A 14,788-nucleotide genomic window follows, 5' to 3' on the forward strand; every position below is an offset into this window, starting at 1 on the left:
TTATAAATTTTTGTTTATCTTTTTCCTCTTTATAAATTTTCCTTTGATTGTATTTGATAAAAATTCATTTTCCTTTACAATTGTAATTCCCCTTAATATTACTCTATCAATTTTACATTTAACTTTTAAACCTTCATACATAGAATAATCTGAATTTCCATGTAAATCTTTGATTTTTATTTCTCGTTCACTGTTCGGATTTATTATCACTATGTCGGCATCTGAACCTGGTTGTATTACACCCTTCTTAGGGTATAATCCATATATTCTTGAAGGATTTGTACACATCATTTCTACAAATTTATTTATACTTATCTTCCCTTTACTAACTCCTTCTGAAAATATTACTGAAACCCTTTCTTCTACACCAGGTCCTCCTCCTGGTGCTATAGTAAAATCATTTTTTGCTATCAGTTTTTGACTAAAGCTAAAAGGACAATGATCAGTTCCAATAGTTTGTATATGACCTTGGTTTATTCCCTTCCACAAAAAATCAATATCTTTTTTCGTTCTTAAAGGTGGGGCCATTATATATTTAAGTCCTTCAAAATGATCTTTTTCATATTTCTCTTCAGTAAGAGTCAAATATTGAGTACAAGTTTCTACAAATATATTTTTCTGTCCTCTTTTTCGTGCTTCCTTTACTTCTTGTAAACCTTCTTTAGTGGATAAATGTACAATATACACTGGTGCATCCCCTGCAAGTTTAGCTAAATTAAGTATCCTACCTATTGCCTCTGATTCTGTATTATTTGGTCTAGATTTAGCATGATATATTGGAGCAATTTTACCTTGACTTTTATATTTAGCTCTAAAATAATTTATGACTTGATCATTTTCTGCATGAACTGGTACAATACCACCTAATTGTTTCATTTTTCTAAGAACTCTATATAATTCATCATCACTTAATTTATTATTGTACGCCATATACACCTTAAAACTAATGATTCCATTGTTTACATGGTATTCTAATTCATCTAAAATTTCATCATTTAGATGCTGTACAACACCATGAAAACTATAATCAATCATAGCTTTATCATGAGCTAATTCATGATATTTATTAATCTGATGGCTTAAGTTACAACCTTCAGGTCCAAAACCTAAATGATCAACAATAGTTGTTGTTCCACCACATGCAGCTGCTATTGTTCCTGAGTAAAAATCATCAACTGTAGGATAATTTCCAGCTATCAAATTCATATGAGTATGAACATCTATTGCTCCTGGAATTATATACCGTCCTTCTGCATCTATAATTTCATGTCCTTGTTCTTCTATGTTATTACCTATGCATTCTATTTTTTCGTCTTTTATTAAAATATCAGCTTTATAAGTACTTTGTTCTGAAATTATTAAGCCATTTTTAATTATCATATTGTTACCTCCTACAATGGCTTTTGTATGGAAAAGGTTTTAGAGGTTTAATAAAGAGGAGAAAACTCTCCTCTTTATTAAATTATATTTACTTTCCACCCATTGTTAATGTCATTACCGCTTTAGCTGTATGAAGTCTATTTTCTGCTTCATCATAAATTACTGAATGTGGCCCATCTATAACTGAATCTTCCACTTCATTTACTCTATCTGCTGGTAACGCATGCATGTATATAGAATCTTTATTAGTTAAATCCATCATTTCTTGAGTACATTTCCAGCTCTTATATTGCTCTAACATATCATCTACAACTTCTTCACTTTCATTATTTACCCAACTACCCCAGTTCTTAGGTATAACTACATCAGCATTTCTATATGCTTCTTCCATATCATGAGTTATTCTAAATTTTCCACCATTTTTTTCTGCATTTTCTTTGGCTTGTTCAATAGCCCAATCTGGTAAATCATATCCTTTAGGATAAGCTAAAGTTACATCCATACCATATCTTGGGAATAATAAAGCCTGAGTTAAAGGTACTGAAATAGGCTTCTTATGAGTAGTAGCATATGCCCAAATGATAGATACTTTTACATTTTGAGTTCTTCCTAATTTTTCTTGAATAGTCATTAAGTCAGCTATTCCTTGCATTGGATGATAAAGGTCACATTGAAGATTCATTACTGGAACTGATGCATATTTAGCCATTTCTCTTAAATATTTATTTCCTTGTTTCCAGAAACAATTCCTTGCAGCTATTCCATGACCCATTCTAGATAATATTACTCCAGTATCCTTAGCAACTTCACCATGTGCTATTTGCATTGTTGAAGTATCTAGGAAGTTACCATGTCCACCTAATTGTGCCATTCCTGCTTCCATTGAATTTCTTGTTCTTGTAGATTGTTCAAAGAACATTAAAAATATTGATTTATCTCTCAAATATGGAGTTGACTCTCCCATAGCAAATTTTCTTTTTAAATCAAAAGATACATCTAATAAAGTGTTAATTTCATCCTTTGTCCATTCTTGTAATGTTATAAAGTCCTTACCTCTAAATGTAGTTTGCATTATTATATTCCCCCTAAAATTTTATTATTTATTTACATACTTATTTACATAAGTTATCGGTGTTAAAGCATAAAGTGCTGCACATTTTACTAACTCATTTTTCCAAGTTTTTTCATTTGGCGCATGTGCTTGGTCTTCATGACCTGGTCCAAATCCTATACATGGTATCCCATATCTTCCCATTATAGAAACAGCATTTGTAGAGAAAGTCCACTTATCAACTAATGGTTCTTCTTTAAATAATTCTCTATATCCATCAACTAATGTTTGACAAGCTGGGTGGTCTTCTTCCAATACCCATGATGGGAAATATGATTCTGTAGGATAAACAAGTCCTGTCCATGATGGTCTATCGTATTTATATAACTCCACTTCTGCATTTGCAGCTTTTACTGCAGGTAAATTTTTAATTTCTTGAATTGCACCTTGCCAAGTTTCACCATCTGTAAGTCTTCTATCTATTGAAATAGTACAGCCATCTGCAACCGCACATCTTGATGGTGATGAGAAGAATATTTCAGAAACTGTTAATGTACCTTTTCCCAAAAATTCATCATAATGTAGATTTTCATGCAATGCCTTTAATTCATTTAATATTGGAGCCATTTTAAATATTGCATTTTCTCCTCTTTCTGGAGCAGAGCCATGACAACTCAATCCTTTAGTAGTAACTTTAATTTCCATTCTTCCTCTATGTCCTCTATAAATATTTAAAGAAGTTGGCTCAGTTATAACTACAAATTCTGGCTTAATCTTAGATTCTTCTATAATATATTGCCAGCATAATCCATCACAATCTTCTTCTTGAACTGTACCTGTAACTATTAAAGTATAATCATCTTCAAGACCTAAGTCTTTTATGATTTTACCAGCATATACCATTGAAGCCATTCCGCCTTCTTGGTCAGAAGCTCCTCTTCCACCTACTACCTCATCATCTTCCATTCCTTCAAAAGGGTCAAACTCCCATGCAGATTCATCACCTACACCTACAGTATCAATATGAGCATCCATAGCTATTACATGTTTTCCATGACCAATATAACCTAACACATTACCCATTGGATCTATTTCCACTTTATCAAAACCTACTTTTTCCATTTCTTCTTTAATTGTATGAATTACTTCCTTCTCATTACAAGATTCACTTGGATGACTAATCATTTTTCTTAAAAATGTAGACATATCTTGTTCATACTTTTTTGCTAATTCGAAAATTTCTTTAACTTTAAAATATTTTGACATTTTAAATCCTCCCTTTAAATTAAAATTTATATTAAATTATTTTCTATCTTAGTCAATGTACTTATCAGGATAAACTCCATTCCAAACTATTTCCCTATAGTAATCTGGATCAGTATCTCCTTCTGTACTTACAACTAAAACTCGAGAATTTTCATCTAGTTTTAATTGTTCTTTTAAATCTTTTAAATCTTCATCTTTAAGTATTGAATATACTATACCTGTAGTAACTGCCCCTGACTCACCAGAAACTACTCTGTCATCACCATTTAACGGGTTTCCAAGAACTCTCATTCCATTGGCTGCTATATACTCTGGACATGAAATATATGCATCTGAATAATCATTTAATATCTCCCATCCAATTGGATTTGGTTCTCCACAAGCAAGTCCTGCCATTATAGTATTCATATCACCAGTTACATTAGTAATCTTTTTATTCTTGCCTGATCTATATATGCAGTCAGCTTTATTTGGCTCCACTACAACAGTTATTGGTCTATCTTCTCCATAATAAGCTGCTATAAATCCTTGTACTGCTCCAGCAAGTGAACCTACACCTGCTTGTATAAACACATGTGTTGGTTTTTCTATTTTCATTTCTTCCATTTGTTCCACTGCTTCTAGCATTAATGTAGCATACCCTTGCATTATCCATAGAGGAATATCTTTATAGCCCTCCCAAGCAGTATCTTGAATTATTTCCCAACCATATTTATTAGCCATATCAAGTGATAATCTAACTGCATCATCATAATTCATATCAGTAATACTTGCTTCTGCTCCAGTCGCTTGTATGTTTTTAAGTCTTATTTCAGAGGATCCTTTTGGCATATATACAACGGCATTTTGATTTAACTGTTGTGCCGCCCAAGCAACTCCTCTACCATGATTTCCATCTGTAGCAGTCACAAAAGTAATATCACCTAATTTTTCTTTTGTTTCTTTCTTAGTAAGCATATTAAATGTAACATCTTTCATTGAAACATCTAGTTTTTGTGCTAAAAAATTACCAATTGCATAAGAGCCTCCTAATACTTTAAATGCATTTAATCCAAATCTGTATGATTCATCTTTTACTAATATTTCAGAAACTCCTAGTTTATTTGAAAGATTTTTAAGTCTTGCAAGAGGAGTTTTAGAATATACATCAAAACTTTCATGAAATTTTTTAACATTCTTAGCATTTTCTAAATTAAAGTCTTTTACAGAGACTTTATTTTGATTCTTTCTTGCTTCTTTATTCATTACTATTTTAATAGATTCAACCATTCATGAATCTCCTTTCAGCTTTTATTTTTCTTCACACTTATTTATATAAGCAATTACCATGCCAAACTATTAAAGATAACATTTAATAGTTATAAAATTTTTATAAATAAGACTTTATAAGCTACTTATAGACATTTAATTTTTATGTTTTGTTATAAAATAAACAATAAAGTATAAAAATTAGCTAATTTTTATACTTTATTGTTGTTTTTTTATTATCAATTTGATAAATAGTTATCATTTTGATAATAATTTCCTTTAAGCTTGACTTTTAGCTATGAAAAGGATTTCCTTTTATTTTTATTATCATTTTGATAATTTTATTTTTAAATTCTACTCCACATATTTTTTGCTAAGTTTCTAGATTTTTGTAATATCTCATCTTCATCTGCTACTAATATCTTTCTTTCCTTCATGATTATCTTTCCATTTATAATTGTAGTATCTACGCTTCTTCCCATTATTCCAAATAATATATGTGCATTATAATTATTTTTATTAATAGGAGTATGAGGTGTATAATCAATTACTATAACATCAGCTAATGCTCCTTTTTCCAATATACCTATAGGCTTAGAAATATATTTCTCAGCTATTTTTCTATTGTTTTCAAACAGCATAGTTGGAACTTCACTCCAAGCAACTCTAGGATCACATAAATGATGCTTTGCTAAGAGATTAGCTACTTTCATAGATTCAAACATATCTGCTGTAAATCCATCTGTTCCAAGACCCATGTTTATTCCCATTTCTATCATTTTAATTATAGGTGCTGCTCCTACTGCATTTCCCATATTACTTTCAGGATTATGAACTACATTGCTATTAGTTTCTCTTAGAATTTCTAATTCTCTTTTATTTGTATGAATACCATGGACTGCTATTGTTTTATCACTTAACATATTATAGTCATTATATCTTTCCACTACTCTTTTACCATATTTTTTAAGTGAATCAAATTGATCTTCTATTCCTTCAGCTACATGGACATGAAAACCAGTATCTAACCCTTCTATAGCTTGACTACATTTTTGAAGTGTATCATCTGAAAGAGTCATGGATGCATGAAGTCCAAACATAGCAGTTAGCATATCATCTTTATTTTCTTTAGTATATTTTATAAAATTAATATTTTCCTCTATTGTTTCTTCTAATATTTCTTCACCATCTCTATCTGTAACTTCATAACAAAGATTACTTCTAACATTCAATTCTTTTGCCACTTCTGCTATTGTAAACAAACTATTTTTTACTGCACCTTCACTTGCATGATGATCAAATATTGTTGTTGTTCCATTTCTAATACAATCTATATAAGTAGCATAAGCACTATATTTCACATCTTCAAGTGTTATTGTTTTATCTAGTTTCCACCATAAATTTTCAAGTATTTCTACAAAATTCTTAGACTCTTCTGTATTCATACCACGAGCAAATGAACTGTAAATATGCATATGAGTATTTATCATACCAGGCATTATAATTCTTCTTTTTGCATCCATAAATTCTATATCTGGATATTTACTTTTTATATGTTCTGTACTACCTATGTCATGAATTAAATTATCTTTTATAACTATTGCTCCATCTTCTAAATAAGGATTACTTTTGCTTTGTGTGATCATTCTACCATTACCTATAATAAACAAGAAAAAAACCTCCTATAATATTAATTTTAAATTCTACAATAATTATAAAGCAAAATTCATGCCATTATTTTTGACATTTACTTTCATCAAGTTTCCTATAAAGTGTTGCTATTCCTATTCCTAATTTTTTAGATGCCATTTTCTTTCCTTTTGTATCCCAACCATAAATATCAAGGGCTTTTATGATATAATCTTTTTCTACATCTTTGAGTTTTTTTATAGTTTCTATTTCGTTTCCTATATCTCTATTTTGGATATAATTCATTATATTTTCAGGTATCATCTCTTTTTTTAATATGTTATAATTATCAGCTAGATTTATCATATACTCTAAAGTGTTTTCAAGTTCACGCACATTTCCTGGCCAAGGATATTCAAGTAAAATTTTCTTTGCATCTTCTGCAATTCCTTCAACATCTTTTTCAAATAATAAATTATATTTTTTTATCTTCTGTTCCATTATTATTTCAATATCTTCTATTCTTTCTCTTAATGGTGGTATATTAATAGGTATTACATTTAATCTATAATATAAATCATCTCTAAAGTTATTCTTTTTAATTAATTCTTTTAAGTCCTTATTTGTTGCAGCTATAACCCTTATATCAAGATCTATAGGCTTATTTGAACCTATTCTAGTAACCTTTCTTTCTTGAAGTACTCTTAATATCTTAACTTGAAGATGCAACGGCATATCACCAATTTCATCTAAAAATATAACTCCTTCATTTGACAATTCAAATTTTCCCATTCTTCCATTTGAATTTGCACCTGTAAAAGCTCCCTTTACATATCCAAATAATTCTGACTCTAAAAGCTCATCTGGTATTGCCCCACAATTTATAGCTACAAATGGCTTATCACTTCTATTACTTTCCGAATGAATTGTTCTTGCTATAAGTTCCTTTCCTGTTCCACTTTCTCCAGTGATAAGTATAGTAGATTTCGAATCTGAAAACTTTTTTATTCTTTCTTTTAAAGCATTAGTATATTTAGATTTTCCTAATATGGCGTCAGTAGTAATCGTCCTATGTGCATTAGTTAAAGCATAAGCTTCTGATTTCATCTTTTTTATTCTATTAAACATAAATACTTTATTATAGTTAGATATAACAGAAGGAAGACTTATAAGATTACCTAAAAGATCAAACTTCATATCCCCTATTTTAATAGTATATTCTTCTTTCCCCATAATAAATTCATTTTTTGAAACAAATTCTATATTCTCAATATTTTGATTAGTTTTTATGTGAAGTTGAGTTTTTGCACTATCATTCATATGTGAAATTTGACCTTCTTCACTTGTCATAATTATACCTTTATCAACGTTATCTATAATATTTGTAAGAACATTTATAACTGATTTATTTCTTTCGTTTTCCATATATTCGTATACTTTAGAGCTTATAAAATCTGATATTTGATATAAGAATTCAAGTTGTAAATCAATTTCAGAGAGTATTATTTGTTTTTGTACAGTATTTGAACAAATTAAACCGATAACACCTATCACTTCATCTTTAAGCTTTATTGGTGCACTTAATTCCAACTCTTCACTACAACCTCCTTTATTTACACACCTTTCACATAAACCATGTTCTCCAGGATTTTCAATTATTTTATATTGACCAGTTTCTAGTACATTTTGGTAAACATAAGCTTCTCCTAATATATTTTCATCTACTCTTTTTTTAAATATTCCAGTTCCAGCTATTCTATTTAAATCTTTATCAACTATTTCAACATCAACTCCAAGAACATTTGCAACTACATTTGCATATTTCTTTACAACGTCTCTAATAAGGCTTAGCTTTGACTGTCTACGATTCATCTTCATCATCCTTTTAAAGAATTTAATAGATATTTTTATAACTACATTATATATTACAATTTATATCCAAACAAATATTTAAACAAAATAAAAAATCCGATTATACTCGGATTTTTTATTAACTAACTTCATCTTTTTTAAATTGAGAATTATATAATTCTGAATAAAATCCATTTTTCTGTAATAGCTCATCATGGCTTCCTTGTTCTATAATATCACCTTGATTCATAACTAATATTAAATCAGCATCACGTATAGTTGATAACCTATGAGCTATAATAAAACTAGTTCTATCTTTCATTAAATGATCCATTGCCTTTTGAATTTGAATTTCAGTACGAGTATCTATAGAACTTGTAGCTTCATCAAGTATTAAAATTCTTGGATCTTTCAATATTGCTCTTGCAATTGTAATAAGTTGCTTTTGACCTGAGGATACATTTGTAGCTTCTTCATTTAATATCATATCATATCCATTTGGAAGATGGTGAACAAAGCTGTCTACATGTGCTGCTTTTGCTGCTGCTATAACTTCTTCATCTATTGCATCAAGACGACCATATCTTATATTTTCCATTATACTACCATTATAAAGCCATGTATCTTGAAGTACCATTCCAAATTTTCTTCTTAAATCAGATCTAGTAAAATCTTTTATATTATGACCATCAATTAAAATTTCACCTTCATCTATATCATAAAATCTCATCAGAAGTTTTACTATTGTAGTTTTACCAGCACCAGTAGGTCCTACTAAAGCTATCTTTTGTCCTGGTTTTATGTCAGCTGAAAAATCATTGATAATTGTTTCTTCTTTATTGTATCCAAAATTAACATGATTAAAAGTAACTCTTCCATCTACTTTTTCTAAATTAACAGGAGTTGTAGTTTCTTTTATTTCCTCATCTTCTTCTAAAAATTCAAATACTCTCTCTGCAGAAGCTGCAGTTTGTTGGAGTATATTTGAAATATTTGCTACTTGAGAAATAGGTTGTGTAAATTGCCTTACATATTGTATAAATGCTTGAATATCTCCAACTTGTATAGTTCTTTTAGCTGCTAGATAACCACCTAATATACTTACTACTACATATCCAATATTTCCCACAAAATTCATAAGTGGCATCATAATGCTAGTTAAAAATTGTGATTTCCATGCAGCTCCATAAAGTCTTTTATTTCTTTTATTAAATTCATTAATACTTTTTTCCTCTCCATTAAATGCTTTTACTACAATATGTCCACTATACATCTCTTCCACATGACCATTCACATTACCTAAATAATCTTGTTGCTGTTTAAAAAATTTCTGAGATTTCTTTACTATAGTCATTATAAGAATTAGAGAAATAGGTATAGTAATAAGAGAAGCTAAAGTCATTATCCAGCTTATACTAATCATCATAATGAGTACACCTATTATAGTGGTAACTGAGGTAATTATTTGAGTTAAACTTTGATTAAGTGTCTGACTTAAAGTATCTACATCATTAGTAACTCTAGATAATACTTCACCTTTACTTGTAGTATCAAAATATTTAAGTGGCATAAGATTTATTTTTTTTGATATATCCTTCCTCAGTTTGTAACTAACCTTCATAGACACTCCAGACATTACATAGTTTTGAACATAACGGAATAATGAACTTATTACATATAACCCTAAAAGTAATAAAATGGTATTTCTAATGTAAATAAAATCTATACTACCAGTACCTGCAATTTTTGATACAATCCCTTCAAAAAGCTTGGTAGTAACACGCCCGAGTATCTTAGGTCCTACTATTAAAAATATAGTACTTGCTATAGCAAATAAGATTACTATTATAATTGAAATCTTATATACACTCAAATAATTAATTAACTTTTTCATAGTACCTTTAAAATCTTTTGCCTTTTCTCCACCTTTCATCATTCCATGAGGACCACCTTTCATAGGCCCTTGATGCTTTGGTTTCTTTTCTCTCATGCTAATTCCTCCTTTGAAAGCTGGGATTCAGCTATTTCTCTATAAGGTTTACAGTTTCTAAGTAATTCCCTATGTTTTCCTTTTCCTACAATTTCTCCTTCATCCAATACTATTATTTGCTCTGCATTCATTATACTTGCAACTCTTTGTGCTACTATTATAATAGTACTATTTTCTATTCTTTCATTAAGTGCTTTCCTAAGAGCAGAATCTGTTTTGAAATCAAGCGCTGAAAAACTATCATCAAATAAAAATATTTCAGGTTTTTTCATAAGGGCTCTTGCTATAGAAAGTCTCTGTTTTTGTCCACCAGATACATTAGAACCACCTTGAGAAATTGGTGATCTGAACTCTTCTTCTTTTTCTTTAATGAATTCCATTGATTGAGAAATTTCTGCCGCTTTTATTAAATCTTCTTTTTCAGCATCTTCATCTCCATATTTTAAATTTGATTCAATTGTACCACTAAATAATATACTTTTTTGAGGAACATAACCTATTTTTTCCCTTAAATCATGTTGAGATACTTTTCTTATATCTACACCATCTACAAGTATTTCACCACTTGTTACATCTTGAAATCTTGGTATTAAATTTAAAAGAGTAGTTTTACCAGAACCAGTAGAACCAATTATAGCTGTAGTTTCACCTGGTAATGCTTCAAAGTCTATATTTTTTAACATGTCTTCTTCTGCTCCATCATATCTAAAAGATACATTTTTAAATTCTACTACTCCTTTTAACGAATTATCAAATTCTTTAGGATTTTCAGGATCTTTTATTTCTAACTCAGTATCCAACACTTCTACTATACGATTAGCTGAAACAGAAGCTCTTGGAATAAGTATGAACATCATAGACATCATTAAAAATGCAAAAATAATCTGCATTGCATATTGCATATAAGCCATCATATCCCCAACTTGCATATTTGCATCAGCAATCCTATGAGCTCCTACCCATACTATTAGTATAGTGACTCCATTCATTATAAGCATCATTGCAGGATACATTAATGCCATTACCCTATTTATAAAAAGGTTTGTATTTGTAAGCTTTTTATTGGCTTTGTCAAATCTATTTTCTTCAAATTCTTGATTACTAAATGCCCTTATAACCATCATACCTGATAAATTTTCACGTGTAACTAAATTAAGTTTATCAATTAGTTTTTGTACTATCTTAAATTTAGGCATCACTACTATAATTAAAATAGAAACTAAACCTAATAAAGCTATTACAGCTACCCCTATAATCCAAGACATAGAAGCACTTTTACCTATAGCTTTTATTACTCCACCAATACCCATGATTGGAGCAAAAAATACCATTCTTATCATTATTACAATTAAATTTTGTATTTGAGTTATATCATTAGTAGTTCTTGTAATAAGGGATGATGAAGAAAATTTATCTAATTCTCTTATAGAAAATCTTTCTACATGAGTAAAAACATCATATCGTAAATTACGTGCAAGTCCTGCTGCAGTTTTTGAGGCTAAAAATCCAACTATTACAATACTAATAGCACTTATTAAAGCTACTAATAACATCTTTAATCCTGCTTTTAAAATATAATTAGTTTGGATTTTATCTACATCCATACCAAGAGCTGAATACTCAGCTTTAACTGCTCCTACTGCAGATTGAATTAACATATCTTCACCTAATGCGTCTATTCTTTCATTCATTTGTTTATCTATTTCTTGCCTTTGGTTAGTTGGTAAATTTTCAATTATATCATATATATCAGTATCAGCTGGTATCTCTGTACCATTAAATTCTATTACTCCACCTTTAGCATTATTTTGAATTTGCTCTATACCTGATACAGTTACAAGTGCTCTACCTATAATACTATTTAAGTATTCAATTTTTTCATCATCTATATCTTTCAATACATATATAGATGACTCAGCTAAATTTGGATATTCTTCTAAATAATCATCATAATTTTTATTGCTTTCATCAATAAAAATATAATTATTTGATACTTCTTTCTTTTCTTCTTCATTCATAAATATTTTTATTTTATCCATCAAACTTTTTCTCATAGCTTCTGGAGTAGCTTCTGTAATACCACCTTGTTGAATACCTTTATTAACTATATCTGCCATATAGTCAGGAAGTGAAAGTTCTGCCATAGCTTGAATAAATAAGAAAATAACCGCAAATATAATTAACATCTTAAATGGTTTAAGATATTTAGCTAATTTAGTCATTATATTTCAACCCCTTACTTTTTTTCATTTCTATCTAATACTTTTTTTAAGGTTTCAAGTCCTTCATATATTTTTTCAATTTCTTCTTTTGTACCATTTTTTATAATATCATCTATTTTATTTTCAACTTTAGAAAAATGATTTTTAGATTTCTCTTTAAAAGAAGGTGTTATCTTTACATGAACAACTCTTCTATCCTCTTTACTTCTGATTCTCTCAATATATCCTTGTTTTTCCATTCTATCTACTATTCCTGAAACTGTACTATTTGAAAGTCCCATTTTTTGACTTATATCACTTATTTTCATCTCTTCATATTTGCTCAATATTCCTATAAGCATACCTTGTGGTCCTGTCAAATTCATTTCTTTAAATTCATCTTCTATATTACGTTTCATAGTATCCATTACATTTTTTAATAATTTAACTATACTTATTCCATTATTTTTCATTAATACACCTCATCTTTAAAACTATTTCGTATAGCAATATTTAGTATACGAAATATATTCTATCCTTATTATTATTAATTGTCAACATTTTTCATAAAAAAAACTCCTATTTAGGAGTTTTTTATTAATTATAAAATTTATAAAATATGATATTTAAGTATTTTCATTTCTCTCTTTAAAGAAATTAATATCTATCATAACTTCTTCTAAAGATAAAAATCCCCATGAAGTACCTGTATCAAATTTATTATAATTATTTTTTTTATTGTTACGTTTAAATGTATTTTTAGAAATTGCAATTGCAAGTACAGGTGCTTTTTTTGCCCAACTATTTCCTTTCATTAATAATTCCCTTAATATTTCTACATCATTATCTTCATAAGCTACAATATATCTCCATGGTTGCTCATTAAAACAAGATGGTGCATATCTAGCAGCTTCAAACATAGCTTTTAAATCTTCAAGTGGTACTTTTTCATTACTAAATTCTCTAGGAGACCATCTCTCCTTAATAACCTTCATTACATCGTAATTAAATTGTCTTTCCATCACAACCACTCCAATTTGTTTTATTACTATTTAATATATTACCCTTATTATATTGTTTTAAATAGTATGTATAAGGTATAAAATATATATAAGAACTTAAAATATGGAAAGGGGATAAATATGGGTCAAAAAATATTAGATATCAAAGATTTTAGTTTTAGAGATGAAGTAGGTGATCCCTTTATTATAAGAATGCACCATTTAGATCATTATCCTAAAGGTAATGGGAAAATGGGAGTCAAAAAAGAAAAATTAGAACATAAAAATCTAGGTGAAGATTTTGATTTTAATAGTAATTTTAAAATGTATTATGGAAAAGATGTTCCTGGATTTCCAGTACACCCACATAGGGGATTTGAAACTATTACAATAGTTTTGAAAGGCTTTGTTGATCATTCTGATTCAGCAGGTTTAACTGGAAGATATGGTAATGGAGATGTGCAATGGATGACTGCAGGTAAAGGTATGCAACATGCTGAAATGTTTCCTCTAGTTTATGATGATAAAGAAAACACATTAGAATTATTTCAAATATGGCTTAATTTGCCACGTAAAAATAAATTTGTAGAACCACATTATAAAATGTTATGGAATGAAGATATACCTATAGTTAAGGAAATAAATGAAAATGGCAATATAGCATATATTAAAGTAATATCTGGATCATATAAAAATACTAATTCACTAGACCCAAATCCTGACTCTTGGGCAAATGATAAAAATAATAATGTAAACATTTGGATAATTAATATGGAACCAAATTCAAGTATAGATATTCCAAAGATTTCTTCTACTTTAAATAGAAAATTATATCTATATAAAGGTGGAAATATATATATTGATGGTACTGAAATAAAAAACCCAAAAACCATTAACCTTAATGGAAATGAACAAATAAAAGTAACTAATGGTGATGAAAATAGTTACCTTCTACTATTAGAAGGAGAACCTATTGGAGAAAAAGTAGTTAATTATGGGCCTTTTGTGATGACCTCTATGGAAGAAATACATGAAGCTTATAGAGATTATGAAAAAAATCATTTTGGTGGATGGCCTTGGGAAAAAGAAGGTCCTGTTAACCCAAAGGAAAAAGAAAGATTTGCAAAATATAGCAAAGAAAATATAGTTTATCCTAAAAAATAATAATCTG

11 protein-coding genes are annotated in these 14,788 nt (G+C 28.9%); 1 reads left to right on the plus strand and 10 read right to left on the minus strand.

What is annotated here, in order from left to right; all coding sequences use genetic code 11:
- The 10 genes from hydA to D3Z33_RS03980 all read right to left on the minus strand — a co-directional run bounded on the left by hydA (window position 1) and on the right by D3Z33_RS03980 (window position 13,638).
- Window positions 1-1,380 carry a dihydropyrimidinase gene (hydA, locus tag D3Z33_RS03935; protein ID WP_160196475.1) on the minus strand — a complete coding sequence of 460 codons (1,380 nt, stop codon included), beginning with the start codon at window positions 1,378-1,380 and terminating at the stop codon, window positions 1-3.
- A gap of 88 nt (window positions 1,381-1,468) precedes the next feature.
- Complete coding sequence (locus D3Z33_RS03940) at window positions 1,469-2,452, minus strand: ornithine carbamoyltransferase (protein WP_160196476.1); 984 nt, start codon at window positions 2,450-2,452, stop codon at window positions 1,469-1,471.
- A 24-nt stretch (window positions 2,453-2,476) separates the two neighbouring features.
- Entirely contained in the window at window positions 2,477-3,697 is a 1,221-nt protein-coding gene (locus D3Z33_RS03945; protein WP_160196477.1) for a YgeY family selenium metabolism-linked hydrolase, read from the minus strand.
- Window positions 3,698-3,745: 48 nt separating this feature from the next.
- Window positions 3,746-4,966: a diaminopropionate ammonia-lyase gene (gene dpaL / locus D3Z33_RS03950; RefSeq protein ID WP_160196478.1), complete on the minus strand. Its 1,221-nt coding sequence runs from the start codon at window positions 4,964-4,966 to the stop codon at window positions 3,746-3,748.
- A gap of 326 nt (window positions 4,967-5,292) precedes the next feature.
- Window positions 5,293-6,615 carry a putative aminohydrolase SsnA gene (gene ssnA / locus D3Z33_RS03955; RefSeq protein WP_160196479.1) on the minus strand — a complete coding sequence of 441 codons (1,323 nt, stop codon included), beginning with the start codon at window positions 6,613-6,615 and terminating at the stop codon, window positions 5,293-5,295.
- Window positions 6,616-6,679: 64 nt separating this feature from the next.
- Window positions 6,680-8,446, minus strand: coding sequence for a sigma-54 interaction domain-containing protein (locus D3Z33_RS03960; protein ID WP_160196480.1), 1,767 nt, complete (start codon window positions 8,444-8,446; stop codon window positions 6,680-6,682).
- Window positions 8,447-8,564: 118 nt separating this feature from the next.
- Window positions 8,565-10,415: an ABC transporter ATP-binding protein gene (locus D3Z33_RS03965; RefSeq protein ID WP_160196481.1), complete on the minus strand. Its 1,851-nt coding sequence runs from the start codon at window positions 10,413-10,415 to the stop codon at window positions 8,565-8,567.
- Window positions 10,412-12,637: an ABC transporter ATP-binding protein gene (locus D3Z33_RS03970; protein ID WP_160196482.1), complete on the minus strand. Its 2,226-nt coding sequence runs from the start codon at window positions 12,635-12,637 to the stop codon at window positions 10,412-10,414. The genes D3Z33_RS03965 and D3Z33_RS03970 overlap by 4 nt, the downstream gene beginning before the upstream one ends.
- Window positions 12,638-12,651: 14 nt before the next feature.
- On the minus strand, window positions 12,652-13,089 hold the full coding sequence (locus D3Z33_RS03975) for a MarR family winged helix-turn-helix transcriptional regulator (RefSeq protein ID WP_160196483.1): 438 nt from the start codon (window positions 13,087-13,089) through the stop codon (window positions 12,652-12,654).
- A gap of 153 nt (window positions 13,090-13,242) precedes the next feature.
- On the minus strand, window positions 13,243-13,638 hold the full coding sequence (locus D3Z33_RS03980; protein WP_160196484.1) for a nitroreductase family protein: 396 nt from the start codon (window positions 13,636-13,638) through the stop codon (window positions 13,243-13,245).
- A gap of 120 nt (window positions 13,639-13,758) precedes the next feature.
- Here D3Z33_RS03980 and D3Z33_RS03985 point away from each other — a divergent pair, with 120 nt between their 5' ends.
- A complete protein-coding gene (locus D3Z33_RS03985) occupies window positions 13,759-14,781 on the plus strand; it encodes a pirin family protein (protein WP_160196485.1) in 1,023 nt (340 codons plus the stop codon).
- Window positions 14,782-14,788: the final 7 nt, after the last annotated feature.

The sequence above is a fragment of the Senegalia massiliensis genome (assembly GCF_009911265.1).
In the GTDB taxonomy this organism is placed as follows: Bacteria; Bacillota; Clostridia; order Tissierellales; family SIT17; genus Anaeromonas; species Anaeromonas massiliensis_A.

Bases quoted from the DNA above. Each gene is read 5' to 3' on its own strand.
- D3Z33_RS03975 (WP_160196483.1), bottom strand. From the start codon at position 13,089: ATGAAAAATAATGGAATAAGTATAGTTAAATTATTAAAAAATGTAATG.
- hydA (WP_160196475.1), bottom strand. From the start codon at position 1,380: ATGATAATTAAAAATGGCTTAATAATTTCAGAACAAAGTACTTATAAA.
- D3Z33_RS03945 (WP_160196477.1), bottom strand. From the start codon at position 3,697: ATGTCAAAATATTTTAAAGTTAAAGAAATTTTCGAATTAGCAAAAAAG.
- D3Z33_RS03980 (WP_160196484.1), bottom strand. From the start codon at position 13,638: ATGGAAAGACAATTTAATTACGATGTAATGAAGGTTATTAAGGAGAGA.
- D3Z33_RS03940 (WP_160196476.1), bottom strand. From the start codon at position 2,452: ATGCAAACTACATTTAGAGGTAAGGACTTTATAACATTACAAGAATGG.
- D3Z33_RS03960 (WP_160196480.1), bottom strand. From the start codon at position 8,446: ATGAATCGTAGACAGTCAAAGCTAAGCCTTATTAGAGACGTTGTAAAG.
- dpaL (WP_160196478.1), bottom strand. From the start codon at position 4,966: ATGGTTGAATCTATTAAAATAGTAATGAATAAAGAAGCAAGAAAGAAT.
- D3Z33_RS03985 (WP_160196485.1), top strand. From the start codon at position 13,759: ATGGGTCAAAAAATATTAGATATCAAAGATTTTAGTTTTAGAGATGAA.
- D3Z33_RS03965 (WP_160196481.1), bottom strand. From the start codon at position 10,415: ATGAGAGAAAAGAAACCAAAGCATCAAGGGCCTATGAAAGGTGGTCCT.
- D3Z33_RS03970 (WP_160196482.1), bottom strand. From the start codon at position 12,637: ATGACTAAATTAGCTAAATATCTTAAACCATTTAAGATGTTAATTATA.